Source organism: Rhizobium sp. BT-226 (assembly GCF_025847085.2).
Classification (GTDB): Bacteria; Pseudomonadota; Alphaproteobacteria; order Rhizobiales; family Rhizobiaceae; genus Rhizobium; species Rhizobium sophorae.
Genome location: NZ_JAOYTI010000006.1, coordinates 82468 through 97496, shown reverse-complemented (window position 1 = coordinate 97496; position 15029 = coordinate 82468). Strand labels below are relative to the sequence as shown.

Genomic DNA, 15029 nt, shown 5'->3' with positions numbered 1-15029 from the left:
GCGATTTTTTGATCCAGCGCCTAAAAAAATAATTGAACAGAATCGCCCGATTTGTTCAACATTCCGAAACAGCTTCGGGGAAGAGCCATGGACACCTTGACACGCATACGGGCCTTCATCGATGTCGTCGAGGCCGAAGGCTTCTCGGCCGCGGCACGGCGCACTGGCCGCTCCAAGGCGCTGCTCTCCAAATATGTCCGCGAGTTGGAGGACGAGCTCGGCGCCCTGCTGCTCAACCGCACCACCCGGCAGTTCTCCATGACCGAAGCCGGCCATACCTATTACCGCACCGCCTCCGATATCTTAAAGGAGATCGACAACCTTGCCGATCTCGTGCGTGAGAACAATGCACAGCTCAAAGGACGGCTGCGCATCTCGGTGCCGCGCACCTTCGTCGATGCCGATGTCGGCCAATCGCTGATCGATTTCGCCAAGGAGAACCCTGACCTTTCGCTGGAGATCGCCGCCGACGACCGGTTCGTCGATCTGATCGAGGAAGGCTTCGACGTGGCGATCCGCATCACCAAGCTCGAGGATTCCGGCATGATCGCCCGCAAGATCTCGGATTTCCGCATCCATATTTGCGCCACCCCCGATTTTCTCGAGCGTTATCCCGATCTCGATCACCCGACGGCGCTTTCCAACGTCCCCTTCATCGTCGATACCAATGCGCGCACCCAGGCGAGCATCCGCTTCCACAATCCCGACAACACCTCGTTCGCCGTTGCCGTTGCCGGACCGATAGAGGTCAACAGTCCGCATGCGACATTGCGCGCGGCACTTGCCGGCATCGGTGTAGCCTTCATCCCGGATTTCATCGCCCGCAAGCCGATCGAGAGCGGCGAACTGGTAACCCTGTTCAACGACTACATCCCGACCGACCGCGGCATCTATGCCGTCTATCCGCACCGGCGCTACCTGCCGGCCAAGGTAAGAATCTTCGTCGATTACCTGCACAACTGGTTCAAGAAGCATCCGTAGGCCAGCGCCCTTGCGAAACGATCCGACATTCCGCCCCGCTCTACAGCGCCGCGCGTCTTTTCAGACGCGCAAAGGACGCTGTAGCACTTTGAATGCTGCATAATTTTATCCTTAAATCGATTCCGATTTAAGGAATTATGCAGTGGCATCCTGCCCCGCGAAGCCGATGCCGAGCCCGGTCCCAATTCCGTCCCAATTTCTGGCAAAGAGTCAGGGTCACCGAACAGGGCAGCGGAATAGATGAAACATTCGACGATACTGATGGCCGCGCTTCTTTGGCTGGTGCCGGCCGCCGCCTTTGCCCATCCGCACATCTTCGTGGAGGCGCGCCTCGAAGTCGTCGCCGGCAAGGACGGCAGTGTCGAGGAGCTGCGCAATGTCTGGCGCTTCGACGAGGTCTTTTCGTCCTCCGTGGTCATGGATTTCGACAAGAACACCGATCTGAAGCTGGAGCCGAACGAGCTCGCCGAGGTCGGAAAAACGGTGAAGCAATCGCTCGCCGACTACGATTACTACATGAACCTGACGATCAACGGGAAGAACATCACCGTCCAGAAGCCCGACATCATCCATGTCGACTACAAGGATGGCCAGCTGCTGATGTTCTTTGCGGTAAAGCCGGTGGAGAAGATGCCGCTTAAGGGCAGGCTCAGCTTCGGCGTCTATGACCCGACGCTCTATACCTCGATCGACTTTCCCACAGACGGTGAGCTTGCGATCGTCGGAGACGGCTTCAAGGCCTGCAAACATCAGGTGGTAAGGCCTGATGCCGACCAGGTGATCTCGGAAAACAAGCAGTCGCTGACGGACGCCTTCTTCAACGATCCCACCGGCACCAACATGTCCAAACTCTTCGCCACCCGGCTGGAGGTCACATGCTGACGAAACGCCTGCCCCTCATCCTTTCCGCTGCGACCCTTGCGCTGGTAACGGCCGCAAGCCTCGCCCATGCGCAATCGCCGCTCGGCATCGGCACGGCGGAGCCGAGCTTCCAGCCGACAGGCGGGCCGTTGGCACCGCTTTTGCTCTATGTGAATTATGAGCAGCAGGCCTTCTATCGGGCGCTGACCGGCGCCTTGAAGGCGATGCGCCAGGACCCGTGGCAGCTGGCATCGCTGATCGGCCTCTCCTTCGCCTACGGCGTCTTCCATGCCGCCGGCCCCGGCCACGGCAAGGCAGTCATCTCCTCTTACATGATCGCAAACGAGGTCGAGCTGAAGCGCGGTGTGGTGATTTCCTTCATTTCGGCCTTCGTGCAGGGCGTGGTGGCGGTGGCGCTGGTCGGCGGCGCCTGGCTGGTGCTGCGCGGCACCGGCATCACGCTGACGGCGGCGACCCACGCGATGGAGATCGCCAGCTTCGTCATGGTCATCCTCTTCGGCGGCTGGCTGCTGTTTCGCAAACTGCGCTCGATGGCGGGCAATATGCCGCGCCGCCGGCTGATGGCGACGCCTGCCGGCCCGGTCAGCATGATGCTCGACTGGAAGGACAATGCGGCGGAACGCCAGGCCTATGCCTTCAACGGCAAGGCGCAGGCTGTCGAAGCCGGCCACACCTTCGTTCCCGGCATGGTCTGCGAGACCTGCGGCAATGCCCATGTGCCCAATCCGGCCCTGCTCGGCGGCGACAAGTTCAGCGCCCGCGAGGCCTGGTCGGCGATCGTTGCCGTCGGCCTTCGCCCCTGCTCCGGCGCCCTGCTGGTCATGACCTTCTCACTGCTGAACGGGCTCTATCTCGGCGGCGTGCTGTCGGTCGTCGCCATGTCGCTCGGCACGGCGATCACCGTTTCCCTGCTTGCCACACTTGCCGTCACGGCCAAGAGCGCGGCCGTCCGCCTCTCCGGACGCGGCTCGACCGCCTCGATCTGGGTCGGCAATGCCATCGAAATCCTCGGCGCCGTGCTCGTCATGCTGATGGGCGCCCTGCTGCTCGGGGCCTCGCTGCAGGGGTAGAGCTTGTAGCCCTATTTCCCTCTGCCGCGTTGATAGCGCGCCCGCAGCCAGAACACCGCGAAGAACGCCATGATCAGGCAGACGCCGACGGCAATCGCCAGCGTCGGCGAGAAATTGCCGATCCACAGCACGATGGTCGGCAGGAAATAGATGACCAAGGCGGCACCAAGCAGGATGATGCCGGCGGCGGTCGCCTGCGAGCGGCTTTCCGGGCTCATACGAGCCTTTCCTTGTCGAGATCGGCGCGGATATCCTGCAGGCGGCGGATCTGGTTGCCGGCGGCGTCGAAATTCTCAGGCGAAAGCCAGGCCTCGAAGGCATCGTTGATCAACGGCCATTCGGCATCGATCATCGAGAACCAGGCGGTGTCGCGGTTGCGATGCTTGGAGATCATGTGCTGGCGGAAGACGCCTTCGAAGCTGAAGCCGTAACGCGCGGCCGTCGTCTTGCTCGCCTCGTTCTTATTGTCGCATTTCCATTCGTAGCGGCGGTAGCCGAGATCCTCGAAGACGTGCTTGGCCATCAGATAATGCGCCTCGGTCGACAGCGGCGAACGCTTCATCTCGGTGCCGTGCGCCACCCCGCCGATCTCGACGACGCCGTTTGCCGGGTCGGCGCGCATGTAATTCGCCATGCCGACAATCTTGCCGGTGGCATTGTCACGGAAGATATGAGTGAGCCAGCCGGACTTGGTATTAACGGTTTCCAGCCAGTTGGCGAAATCGTCGATACCGGAGAAATCATCCTGCGCGAAATAGAGAAGCAGCGGGTTGATGCCCATCCCGCCGAGCCCGTCCCACAGCGCTTCGAGATGTTCCGCGCGCCGATAGGGCTCGACGGTAACGAAACGGCCCTTCAGCGTGACCGGCTTCGGCGCCGGGCAGCCCTTGAAATTTGCAAGATCGCGCATGTTCACTCCCCTTTTCGGAAGAGTGGATAGGCCAGCCGCCCGACAAAGGCAACCGGCCTAGATGTCACTGTGACAAGGTCACCTTGGCGGAGGACACCGTCGCCTCGATATGGTCGACCAACTGGTCGGCAAGGCCGAGGCGGCCGGCAAGCAGGTCGAGATAACCACGCTCGGCGCGCGAATCCGGCTCGATGGTGAGCCGCGAGGCGGTGTAGAGCTCGACGCGCTGTTCTTCCGTCACCGCCGCTTTGACGAGCGCATCGATATCCGTCGGTGAGGCGAGTTCACGCTCGATGAAGGCCGCAGCCTCGCCGCTGACGTCGGCGGCCTTGACCTTTTCCATGATGAGGGCGCGTTCGGCATCGTCGATATGGCCGTCGGCCTTGGCGGCGGCGATCATCGCGCGGATCAGCACCAGCACGAATTCATTGCTGCCGGCAGGTGAGGTCGGCCCGAAACCGGATTCGACAGGCGGCGGCAGGAGAACTGGATTATTGGCCGAGGGCGCGTCCGAGGGAGCCGCTGGCGCCTGCCCGGCCTGGTAATTCTTGTAGGCTTGGTAGCCGAGACCCGCGATGGCGGCAAGACCGCCGATCGCCAGCGCATTGCCGGCAATACTGCGGCCCGTCTTGGTGCCGAGAAGCGCGGCCGCGATCGCACCGGTCTTCATCGGATTGTTCTTCGCCGTTTGAACGGCATCGCCCGCCCTGTCGCGGACCGAACCGCCGAGACCCGGCACCTGCGAACCCAAGAACTGGTCGAGAAGCTTCTTTGCGTCGAACATTCCTCGTCATCTCCCTGTTTGAAGCTGGAGGAGTACATAGGTTTGCGACGGGTGAAATACAAATTGAGGGGTGGGGATTGTGGCCGAAGGCCGACACACCCCTGCCTAAACTCAGGCATTCAGCGCCGCCGCCTCTGCCGCGAGCTTGGTAATGCCCGCCCAGTCGCCGGCCGCGACCAGTTCCTTGGGCGCCACCCACGAGCCGCCGACGCAGACGACGTTCGGCAGCGAGAGGTAATCATTGGCATTCTTCAGCGAAATACTGCCGGTCGGGCAGAACAACGTGCCGGCAAGCGGCGAGGACAGCGCCTTGAGATAGGCGGCGCCGCCGGCCTGCTCCGCCGGGAAGAATTTCAGCACCTGGTAGCCTTCTTCGCGCAGCGCCATGACTTCGCTGGCGGTCGCAGCCCCCGGAAGCAACGGCACGTCGGAATCGGCAGCGGCATCGAGCAGTTCCTGCGTCGTGCCCGGGCTGACGATGAACTTCGAACCGGCCTCGACGGCGGCTGCCCAATGGGCGACATTGAGGATCGTGCCGGCGCCGACTTCGGCGCCCTCGACCTCTGCGGCGACGGCGCGCACGGCCTCGAGCGCCGCCGGCGTGCGCATGGTGATCTCGATCGCCTTCAGGCCGCCCGCGACGAGCGCGCGGGCCAGCGGCACCGCCGTCTTCGCATCGTCGACGATCAAGACCGGAACGACAGGCTGGAGTTTCAGGATGGAAAGGAGCTTCTCTGTTTTTTCGCCCATGGTCGCGCGACCCTCCTTGAAACGATTGAATTCGGTCCCCGAATAACGCCCCCACGGAACCTTGTCGAGATAAAACCGGACCGCGTGAGGAGAAGGGTATGAAATGCGTGGAAATTGGGCTACCGTGCCGTAATCGTCACAAAAGGTTCACCGGTATGGCGAAAGAGATCGAGCGGAAGTTTCTGGTACGCAGCGATGGATGGCGTTCCGCCGTCGAGACGAAGTCTGTCTTCAGGCAGGGTTACATTGCCTCGATGGACGACCGTTCCGTCCGGGTGCGCATCCTCGACGGCAGGAAGGCGAAACTGACGATCAAGATCGGCCGAAGCACCATCACCCGTGACGAATTCGAATACGACATCCCGATCGCCGATGCCGAAGAGCTGTTGCAGAACGCGATCGGCGTCGTCATCGAGAAGACGCGCTATCGCGTTCCGCATGAGGATTTTGTCTGGGAAGTCGACGTCTTTACCGGCGAACATCGCGGACTGGTGATTGCCGAGGTGGAAATGACGGCGGAAACCGATGATCCGGCCTTGCCTACCTGGCTCGGCCGCGAAGTGACCGGCGATTTCCGCTATTCCAACCAGGCCCTTGCCACAGAATACGGGCACGACAGGCATGGCCTATCGCATTCGGCCTGACGCCGATTTCACCGAGTCATTCCGCAGTGTCGCGACGGAGCAGCTGGAACGCGCCGTCACAGTTCTCGAGGAGCGCCCGGACGGCGCCCATGAGGCGATCCATTCCTTCCGCAAGAACCTGAAGCGACTACGCTCGCTCTACCGCCTCGTGGCCCGCGATGTGCCGGATTTTCGGGCCCAGGAAAATACAAGGCTGCGCGATGCCGCACGCTCGCTTTCGGCGATCCGCGACGCTGCCGCCCTCATCGGCACCGCCCAATATCTGCAGCATGCAGCTCGCGGGAAAGAGGAGAGCGAAGCGCTCGGCCGCATCGTCACCATTCTCGAAGGGCGTCGTGACTGGATGGCGGAAGCCGAAAGCGGCTTGGAACAGCGGCTGACGGAAACCTCCGACGTTCTGAAGGAGGCGATCGCCGCCCTGGATGCCGTTTCCTTTGATGGCGGCCACCGCAAGAATGCCCGCATGCTGGCGAAGAGCTGGCGACGCACGGCGCGGAAGGCCAAGACCGCGCTTGCGGCTTGCCATGGCGAGGCATCGGCCGACGATTTCCACGATCTGCGCAAACGCACCTACGACTATCGGCTCTACCATGCCCTTTTGCGCGACGTCTGGCCGGGCGCAATGAAGGCGAAGCGCGATGCCGCCAAGGAACTCGTTGAGGATCTCGGCCACATCCACGATCTCACCGTGCTCTCCGAACTGGTCGAAGCCGAACCGCAGCTCTTCACCCGCAATGACGACCTGGCGCATCTGCTCGACATCATCATCTTCCGCCAGCAGGAAGACCGGCGGCAAGCGTTGGTCAAAGCCGAAGCCGTCTTCGCTGATGATGCCGACGAGGAAGCCCAGCGCATCGAGCTTCTCTGGTTGATGGCTGGAAACTGAGAGAAGGTCGCCGCTGGCGAAGGCAATTGCGCGGCTCGCCGATTTTCTGTATTTCCGGCCTATGACCGACAGCCTGACACACACCAGCCCGTTCCTCGTGGCCGCACTCTACCATTTCGTTTCCGTGCCGCGCTTTGCCGACCTGCAGGCGCCGCTGCAGACGCTTTGCGAGGAGAACGGCGTCAAGGGCACGCTGCTTCTGGCGCATGAAGGCATCAACGGCACGATTGCAGGCCCGGATGCCGGCATTCACGCCGTGCTTTCCTTCCTGCGCGCCCAGCCGGAATTTTCGAGCCTGGAGCACAAGGAAAGCCGCGCCTCGAAAATGCCCTTCCTGCGCATGAAGGTGAAGCTGAAGAAGGAAATCGTCACTATGGGTGTCGAAGATATCGACCCCAACAAGGTGGTCGGCACCTATGTGGCGGCCAAGGACTGGAACACTCTGGTTTCCGATCCCGACACCATCGTCATCGACACCCGCAACGACTACGAGACGGCGATCGGAACCTTTCGCGGCGCGCTCGACCCGAAGACCAAGAGCTTCCGAGAGTTTCCGGAATGGGTGCGTCAGAATCCCGGTCTGCACAACAAGCCGAAGATCGCCATGTACTGCACCGGCGGCATACGCTGCGAGAAGGCCACCGCCTTCATGAAGGCTGAGGGCTTCGATGAGGTCTATCATCTGAAGGGCGGCATCCTGAAATATCTGGAGGAAGTGCCGCAGGAGGAAAGCCTCTGGGATGGCGCCTGCTTCGTCTTCGACGAGCGCGTGTCCGTCGAGCACGGTTTGAAGGAAGGCGAACACCGGCTCTGCCACGCCTGCCGCAACCCGATCACTGCCGAGGAAATTACGTCACCGCTCTACGAGGAAGGCGTTTCCTGTAGCCACTGCTACCACACGCGCACGGAGAAAGACCGGCTGCGCTACCGTCAGCGTCAGCACCAGATCGCACTGGCGAAGAAGCGCGGTCAGCGACATATCGGCAGCTGAGCCGGGATTCTGATTGGATCAGCCTGCCGCCTGGATGCGGCGCCGAGCTTCCGGCTCCGCTGCACGTCGCTCGTTCAACATCTCGGTGATAAGGTCTGATGCCACAGGCTTTCCGAACAAATAGCCCTGCAGGCAGTCGCAGCCGAAGAGGCGCATGGCTGTCGCCTGCTCCTCGGTCTCGATGCCTTCGGCCGTCACCGGAATGTCGAGCGAGCGGGCAAGCGCCACCGTCGCCTGCAGCATCTCGCGCTGGCGTTTGTCGTTGACACCCATGACCAGCGAGCGGTCGATCTTGATGCGGTCGAAGCCGAACTGCCTGAGGTAACCGATCGAGGAGAAGCCGGAACCGAAATCGTCGAGCGCCACTTTGACCCCCAGCGCCTTCAACCGTTCGATCGACTGGCGGGTGCGCTGCGGATTCTGGATCATGTAGCCTTCGGTGATCTCAAGCGTGATGCGGCCGGCCTCGATCTCCGTCTGCTTCAGCACGTAACGCACATAGTCGGTAAAGGCGGGATTGCGGAACTGGCCGGGCGAGACGTTGACCGAGACGTTCAGTTCCGGCCATTGCTTGGCCGTCTCACAGGCCTTGCGCAGCACGAACAGGCCGAGCGATTCGATCAGGCCGCTGGTCTCGGCGATTGGGATGAACAGCTCGGGCGAAACAGGACCATGGCCTGGACGGTTCCAGCGCACCAGCGCCTCGACACCCGTCATCGCATGCGTCGCCGCATCGATCAGCGGCTGGTAGGCGAGCGTCAGGTCGCCGCTTTCGATAGCGATCCTAAGATCGAGCTCCAGTGCATTGCGCTGCTCTCGATCGGCGTCCATCGACGGATCGTAGAGCGTCATGCGCGCGCGGCCGGCCTCCTTCGCCTTGTACATGGCAAGGTCGGAACGGCGCACCAGCTCCTCGCGCCCGACCGTCCCGGAAGGCGACATGGCAATGCCGATGCTTGCCCCGACGACGACGACACGGCGACCGATCTCCAGCGGCTCGACAAGAAAATCGAGGATCTGCTCGGCAAGCTGCAGGGCGGCGGCATTCTCACTGTCGGAGAGAAAGGCGATCGCAAATTCATCGCCGCCGATGCGGGCGAGAACGGCACCCTGCGGAATAAGCACCTCGAGCCCAGCCGCGACCGCACGGATCAGCTGGTCGCCGGTGCCGTGGCCATAGCTGTCATTGACTTCCTTGAAGCCATCGAGGTCGAGATAGAGGAGCAGCACGTTGCGCTTGGTCTGGCGTGCCTCGGCGACAAAACGATCGACGGCGAGCCCGAGACCGTCGCGATTCGAAAGACCGCTCAGCCTGTCGCGCAGCGCCTCCTCGCGAGCGCTGTTTTCCTCCGCCTTCAGGCGTCGTCCGGCAAGCCAGCCGATGACCAGCAGCACCACGAAGAACAATCCGACGAGGCCGAGCGCCTGGATGACCATCGGCCGCACCTGTGCATAGCCGATATCGCCGGGTGAACGCGAGATCCAGACGAGCTTGCCAAGCGTTGCCCCTGTCGGATCGACGATCGGCACGAGATAGTCGGCCGCAAAACTCGGCGGCGCCAGCCTCAGCCCGCCGATGACATAGGTCTGGCCGAGAGCGGTCACCCTGTCGTCATCGAGATGACGGGCGAAAACGAGATAGCGGTGCTGGCCGGCGGGCACATCCAGCGCCCCGGACTTTTTCCGCACCAATGCCACACCGACGGCGGCAATGCCCCGTTTGGTGGTGACGAAACCGATTGCCTGAGGACGATCGGCCGGCCCGGCCGCCCTCACCGTGTCGAAGAGGGTCCAGAGCGAAGGCGCGAAGAAATCCGTAAGCGGCTCCTCCATCGGTTTGCCGTCGCGATAGGCCATGATCGCCTTCTTCTCGCCATCGATGACGATTGCCATGTCGAAAAGCGAACTGTTAACCGACATCTCGCCGTAGTTGCTCACCGTCCAGGCCATACCGTCGGCTGCGTAGACGTTGACGGCGGCGTCGTCCCAGGCGGCGTAATCGTCGAGCGTCGCGCCGAGCTGGTCCTCGAAGGTCTTCAACGCGCCGATCGTCGTTTCGCGCGAGCGCTCGTCATCGAGAACATTGGAATTTTCGGCCACGCGTTCGAGCGCCGTCAGCACCATGATGGTGGCGACTGCGACGATGACCGCGAAGGAGAAAAGCACGCCCGTGACGGTGATGTGACGGCCTATTCCCGATCCCTTGCTCTGCGACTTTCCGGCTGTCCGCATTATGACTCCCTGACCGTTGGACTTTGCCAGTCAAGGGTTCAAAAACGTTTAAGCAACCGCCTGTTGCAGGCCTCTCGTCATCTATTTTTATGCCTGTCGCCGGTCGTCGCGAAAATGATGGCAAGCAGCGTCGGCTTGCCATGCCGCCCGGAAGTCCGCGCCCGGATGGCGCGCGAATAAGCGTCGTGCCTCTCTCAAGTGGCTGGGGCAGCTGCGCTAAACCGCCTTGTGATTGCCCTTAGGAAATTGCGCCGCGAGTTGGCGATACCACTTGCCGCTCTTCTTCACCGTGCGCAGCTGGGTTTCATAGTCGACATGGACGAGACCGAAGCGCATGCGGTAGCCTTCCGCCCATTCGAAATTGTCCATCAGGCTCCAGGCGAAATAGCCGCGCAAGGGATAGCCGTCCTTGATGAGGTTGGCCACGACATCGAGGTGATCGCCGATATAATCGAGGCGCATCGTATCGTCGACCTCGCCGTCGACGACATCGGTGTTGTCGCAGGCGCCGTTCTCGGTGATGTAGCATTCCGGCAGTTCGTAGCGGCGGTAGAGGTCCTCGACCGAGAGCTTCAGGCCCGGCGCATAGATTTCCCAGCCGATATCGGTCTTGACGTCGCTTGCCGGCGGCGCTTCCACCGTCCAGGGGAAATCGCCCTTGCGTTCGGCATCGTCGGTGACCCGCTCGGGCTTATAATAGTTCAGGCCCCACCAATCGAGTTTCTGGCTGATGAGCTTCAGGTCGCCATCCTCGATGACGGGCATGCGGTCGCCGAGCGCCTCGACGAATTCCTTCGGATATTCGCCCTTGAAGACCGGATCGAAGAAAGCGCCGTTGTGGAACTGATGCGCCCGCTCGCCGGCGGCAAGATCGGCCGGGCTGTCGGAGCCGGGAATGATCGAGGCGGCGTTGAGCACAATCCCGACCGGCACGTTGGGGGCTTCCGAGCGGATCGCCTCGACGCCGAGGCCGTGGGCAAGGTTCATATAGTGCATGGCGTGAAGGGCGGCCTGCATGCTGCGCTCGCCCGGAGCATGGATGCCATAGAGGTGGCTGAGCCAGACAATGCACCAGGGTTCGTTGAAGGTCGCGACCCGGTCGAGGCGATCGCCAAGGCGGTTCATCACCGTCTTGGCATAGCGCTGAAACGCATAGGCAGTCGAACGCGCGGTCCAGCCACCCTCGCCGGCGAGCAGCAGAGGCAGGTCCCAGTGGTAGAGCGTTGCGAAGGTCTTGATGCCGCGCGCCTTGCAGCCGTCGACGAGCCGGTCGTAGAAATCGAGGCCGGCCTCGTTCACCGGACCGGTACCGTCGGGGATGATGCGCGGCCAGGCAATTGAGAACCGGTAGGCTTCGACACCCATCTCCTTGATGAGATCGAGGTCCTGCTCCAGCCGATTGTAGTGATCGCAGGCGATATCGCCGTTATCGCGATTATGGACACGGCCGGGCATATTGCAGAAAGCATCCCAGATGGATGGCTTGCGGCCATCGGCCTTGCTGGCGCCCTCGATCTGGAAGGCGGCGGTGGCGACGCCGAAGGTGAAGTCGCCGGGAAAGCGCTCTGCGAGTTTCTTCGGATCGATCATCTGTAAATCCTATCTCTAGAGCAATTCCAGGAAAAGTGCGAAGCGGTTTTCCGTCCGGAATTGCGTGAAAACAAAGAGATAGAGCATTTCCGTGACTCGAAGAAAAACGGAAATGCTCTAGGTTGAGGCCGTTTGCCGGGATTTAGCCAAGCGTGAAGGCAAAGTACAGGTCGGCGTCGAGAAAAACTGCAACGTTGCAGGAAACGCCTGCTTCTCCACCCTCCCCAACTCATAACGGCAATGTCAGCAGTCGTGACTTGCTGTTGGGACCACGACCTTTACACGGAAATGGCATCACAAATATGAAAGGAATCCAATGCTGTCTTCGATCCATCTGCTGCAGCCCCATCTGCTGAGCTTGCTGCGCATTGTCTCGTCGCTTGTGCTTTTCAGCTACGGAACGCAGAAGATTTTGCATTTTCCGGTTGCGGCAAGCGTGCCGCCCGTCGGCTCGCTTTCCTGGGTTGCTGGGCTTATCGAACTCACGCTCGGCTTCCTCGTCCTGGTGGGATTCCAGACCCGTATCGCAGCCTTCGTGCTCTCGGGCCTGATGGCCTTCGCCTATTTCATCGGGCATGCGTCGAAGGGCATCTATCCCGCCCAGAACGGCGGCGTTGCGGCGATCCTGTTCTGCTTCGTGTTTCTTTATCTGGTGGCGGCAGGTGCCGGACCGTTGAGCGTCGATAACTTTCTGAAGCGTGGCCGCACTGCAGCGGCCTGATCAGAAATAAAACAAAAACGCCGAGGCGACTGCAGACGAGGCCGCCTCGGCGTTTTTCATTGGGCGACGCCAATGACGCGGATCATTAAATTCAGAGCTTGACCCAGGCGCCATTCTTCTTCGAAGACGCGACGCAGGCTTCGACGAAAGCCACACCCTTCACGCCGTCATCGACGATGGGGTAGACCACTGCCTTGTCGACGGCCTTGCCCTTCTTGCGCGCATTGATCGCATGCGCAGCTTCCGTATAGATCGTCGCAAAGGCTTCGAGATACCCTTCCGGGTGCCCTGATGGCACGCGCGTGACACGGCCGGCAGCCGCCCCTGAACCGGCGCCGCCCCGGGTGATCAGCCGCTTCGGCTCACCGAAAGGCGTGTACCACAAGTAGTTCGGGTCCTTCTGGGTCCATTCCAGCCCGCCCTTGGTGCCGTAGACGCGGACCATCAGGCCGTTTTCATGGCCGGGTGCCACCTGGCTGCACCAGAGCATGCCCTTGGCCGGCTTCTCCGAGCCCTTCGCCTTGAAGCGCAGCATGACATGCGCGTTGTCGTCCAGCCGGCGGCCCGGAACGAAACTGTCGAGGTCGGCGGCGAGGCTATCGAGCTCGAGACCGGTGATAAAGGCGGCGAGATTATAGGCATGCGTGCCGATATCGCCGGTCGAGCCGCCGACGCCGGACTGCGCCGGATCGGTGCGCCAGGCGGCCTGTTTCTGGCCGGTTTGTTCGACCGCTTCCGTCAGCCAGTCCTGCGGATATTCGGCCTGGACGACGCGAATGTCGCCGAGTTCGCCGTTCGCGATCATCTCCCGCGCCTGGCGGACCATCGGATAACCGGTGTAATTATGCGTCAGCACGAAGAGCGCGCCGCTCTCGTCGGCGATCTTCTTCAGCTTCTTCGCATCGGCAAGGTTGGATGTCAGCGGCTTGTCGCAGATGACATGGATGCCGCGCTTCAGGAATTCCTTGGCTGCATCGTAGTGAACATGGTTCGGCGTGACGATCGCCACCGCTTCGATGCCGTTCTTCAGCTTCGCCTCGCGGATTGCCATCTCGCGATAGCTGGAATAGGTCCGCGACGGATCGAGGCCGAGGTCGCGGCCGGATGCGATCGCCTTTTCGGGCGAAGCCGACAGTGCGCCGGCGATGAGATCGTACTGATCGTCGATGCGGGCCGCGATACGGTGCACCGCGCCGATAAAAGCGCCCGCGCCGCCGCCCACCATGCCGAGCCGGATGCGCGGCTCGCGGGTCTGTTCGGATGATGCTTCGATTGCCATTGATTCCTCCTGAAATTAAACTTGGTGCGGACGCATGCCCCTCATCCGGCTGCCGCCACCTTCTCCCCGTAAACGGGGCGAAGGGACTGTGTCGCACCCTCTCCGTTCCCCGCTCGCTCTCGCAAGGCACGTCCCCTCTCCCCGTCTTTTACGGGGAGAGGGTTAGGGTGAGGGGCAAGAGCCACCAACCGGTGTGTGCTGTTAAGAAAGCCCCAGCATCCGCCGGTTCGCCGCCTGGTCCGTGCCGCTGCCGGCGAAATCGTCGAAGGCTTTCTCGGTGACGCGGATGATATGGGCGGCAACGAATTCGGCCCCTTCGCGGGCGCCGTCTTCCGGATGCTTCAGCGCGCATTCCCATTCGACCACGGCCCAGCCGTCGAAATTATTCGCCGTCATCTTCGAGAACACCGCGCCGAAATCGACCTGGCCGTCGCCGAGCGAACGGAACCGGCCGGCGCGTTCCACCCAGCCCTGATAGCCACCGTAGACGCCCTGGCGCCCGGTCGGATTGAACTCCGCATCCTTGACGTGGAACATCTTGATGCGGTCCTTGTAAATGTCGATGTTGTCGAGATAATCGAGGCACTGCAGGACGTAGTGCGAGGGATCGTAGAGCATGTTGGCGCGCGGATGGTTCTTCACGCGCTCCAGGAACATCTCGAAGGTGATGCCGTCATGCAGGTCCTCGCCCGGGTGGATCTCGTAGCAGACATCGATGCCGTTCTCGTCCGCATGATTGAGGATCGGCGTCCAGCGACGGGCGAGTTCGTCGAAGGCAGTCTCGACCAAGCCGGCAGGACGCTGCGGCCAGGGATAGATGAAGGGCCAGGCAAGCGCGCCGGAGAAGGTCGCATGCGCCGTAAGCCCGAGGTTTTTGGATGCCGTCAGCGCCATCTTGACCTGCTCGACCGCCCATTCCTGACGCGCCTTCGGATTGCCGCGCACCTCCGGTGCAGCAAACCCGTCGAAGGCTTCGTCATAGGCCGGGTGAACGGCGACGAGTTGGCCTTGCAAGTGAGTGGAGAGTTCGGTGATCTCGATGCCGTTTTCGCGAGCCTTGCCGGCGAATTCGTCGCAATAGGCCTTGGACGTGGCAGCCTTCTTCAGATCGATCAGCTGGCTGGCCCAGGTCGGCACCTGGACGCCCTTGTAGCCGATGTCGGCCGCCCATTTGGTGATCGCGTCCCAAGAGTTGAAAGGAGCAGTATCGCCCGCGAACTGGCCAAGGAAAAGGCCGGGGCCCTTGATCGTCTTCATGTCAGATTCCTCCCTGAATATCGACCGTAAACGTTTCTGAGATGTTGTAGCA

At 61.7% G+C, this 15029-nt stretch carries 15 protein-coding genes; 7 read left to right on the top strand and 8 right to left on the bottom strand.

Annotation, left to right across the window (positions count from 1 at the left end; genetic code table 11):
* Positions 1-87 precede the first annotated feature (87 nt).
* The 3 genes from OIU37_RS29705 to OIU37_RS29695 all read left to right on the top strand — a co-directional run bounded on the left by OIU37_RS29705 (position 88) and on the right by OIU37_RS29695 (position 2933).
* Positions 88-981, top strand: coding sequence for a LysR family transcriptional regulator (locus tag OIU37_RS29705; protein ID WP_171605473.1), 894 nt, complete (start codon positions 88-90; stop codon positions 979-981).
* A 240-nt stretch (positions 982-1221) separates the two neighbouring features.
* Positions 1222-1863 carry a DUF1007 family protein gene (locus OIU37_RS29700; protein ID WP_264259501.1) on the top strand — a complete coding sequence of 214 codons (642 nt, stop codon included), beginning with the start codon at positions 1222-1224 and terminating at the stop codon, positions 1861-1863.
* Positions 1857-2933 (top strand): nickel/cobalt transporter, encoded by a 1077-nt coding sequence (locus tag OIU37_RS29695; RefSeq protein WP_264259500.1) that lies wholly within the window; start codon positions 1857-1859, stop codon positions 2931-2933. The genes OIU37_RS29700 and OIU37_RS29695 overlap by 7 nt, the downstream gene beginning before the upstream one ends.
* 11 nt (positions 2934-2944) lie before the next feature.
* Here the strand turns inward: OIU37_RS29695 and OIU37_RS29690 are convergent, their stop codons facing one another.
* The 4 genes from OIU37_RS29690 to OIU37_RS29675 all read right to left on the bottom strand — a co-directional run bounded on the left by OIU37_RS29690 (position 2945) and on the right by OIU37_RS29675 (position 5377).
* Positions 2945-3151: a hypothetical protein gene (locus OIU37_RS29690; RefSeq protein WP_264259499.1), complete on the bottom strand. Its 207-nt coding sequence runs from the start codon at positions 3149-3151 to the stop codon at positions 2945-2947.
* Positions 3148-3843, bottom strand: a complete 696-nt coding sequence (locus OIU37_RS29685) for a GNAT family N-acetyltransferase (protein ID WP_264259498.1) — start codon at positions 3841-3843, stop codon at positions 3148-3150. Before OIU37_RS29685 ends, OIU37_RS29690 begins: the two co-directional genes overlap by 4 nt.
* A gap of 64 nt (positions 3844-3907) precedes the next feature.
* Positions 3908-4627, bottom strand: coding sequence for a tellurite resistance TerB family protein (locus OIU37_RS29680; protein WP_171377087.1), 720 nt, complete (start codon positions 4625-4627; stop codon positions 3908-3910).
* Positions 4628-4738: 111 nt separating this feature from the next.
* Positions 4739-5377: a 2-dehydro-3-deoxy-phosphogluconate aldolase gene (locus OIU37_RS29675; RefSeq protein ID WP_264259497.1), complete on the bottom strand. Its 639-nt coding sequence runs from the start codon at positions 5375-5377 to the stop codon at positions 4739-4741.
* Positions 5378-5532: 155 nt separating this feature from the next.
* Between OIU37_RS29675 and OIU37_RS29670 the strand changes: the two genes are divergently transcribed.
* The 3 genes from OIU37_RS29670 to OIU37_RS29660 all read left to right on the top strand — a co-directional run bounded on the left by OIU37_RS29670 (position 5533) and on the right by OIU37_RS29660 (position 7898).
* On the top strand, positions 5533-6021 hold the full coding sequence (locus OIU37_RS29670) for a CYTH domain-containing protein (RefSeq protein WP_003543008.1): 489 nt from the start codon (positions 5533-5535) through the stop codon (positions 6019-6021).
* Complete coding sequence (locus OIU37_RS29665) at positions 5999-6907, top strand: CHAD domain-containing protein (protein WP_240604525.1); 909 nt, start codon at positions 5999-6001, stop codon at positions 6905-6907. The genes OIU37_RS29670 and OIU37_RS29665 overlap by 23 nt, the downstream gene beginning before the upstream one ends.
* Positions 6908-6968: 61 nt before the next feature.
* On the top strand, positions 6969-7898 hold the full coding sequence (locus OIU37_RS29660) for a rhodanese-related sulfurtransferase (RefSeq protein WP_171605467.1): 930 nt from the start codon (positions 6969-6971) through the stop codon (positions 7896-7898).
* Between the two features lie 18 nt (positions 7899-7916).
* Here the strand turns inward: OIU37_RS29660 and OIU37_RS29655 are convergent, their stop codons facing one another.
* Together OIU37_RS29655 and OIU37_RS29650 are read right to left on the bottom strand one after the other, a co-directional pair.
* On the bottom strand, positions 7917-10130 hold the full coding sequence (locus OIU37_RS29655; RefSeq protein WP_264259493.1) for a bifunctional diguanylate cyclase/phosphodiesterase: 2214 nt from the start codon (positions 10128-10130) through the stop codon (positions 7917-7919).
* Between the two features lie 216 nt (positions 10131-10346).
* Complete coding sequence (locus OIU37_RS29650) at positions 10347-11720, bottom strand: GH1 family beta-glucosidase (RefSeq protein WP_264259491.1); 1374 nt, start codon at positions 11718-11720, stop codon at positions 10347-10349.
* Between the two features lie 316 nt (positions 11721-12036).
* Between OIU37_RS29650 and OIU37_RS29645 the strand changes: the two genes are divergently transcribed.
* Positions 12037-12441 (top strand): DoxX family protein, encoded by a 405-nt coding sequence (locus OIU37_RS29645; protein ID WP_171605464.1) that lies wholly within the window; start codon positions 12037-12039, stop codon positions 12439-12441.
* 91 nt (positions 12442-12532) lie between these two features.
* Here the strand turns inward: OIU37_RS29645 and OIU37_RS29640 are convergent, their stop codons facing one another.
* The gene (locus OIU37_RS29640) at positions 12533-13720 is read right to left on the bottom strand and encodes a Gfo/Idh/MocA family protein (protein ID WP_264259490.1); all 1188 of its coding nucleotides are present in this window, start codon (positions 13718-13720) and stop codon (positions 12533-12535) included.
* 201 nt (positions 13721-13921) lie between these two features.
* Positions 13922-14977, bottom strand: coding sequence for a sugar phosphate isomerase/epimerase (locus OIU37_RS29635; protein WP_029871833.1), 1056 nt, complete (start codon positions 14975-14977; stop codon positions 13922-13924).
* Positions 14978-15029 lie beyond the last annotated feature (52 nt).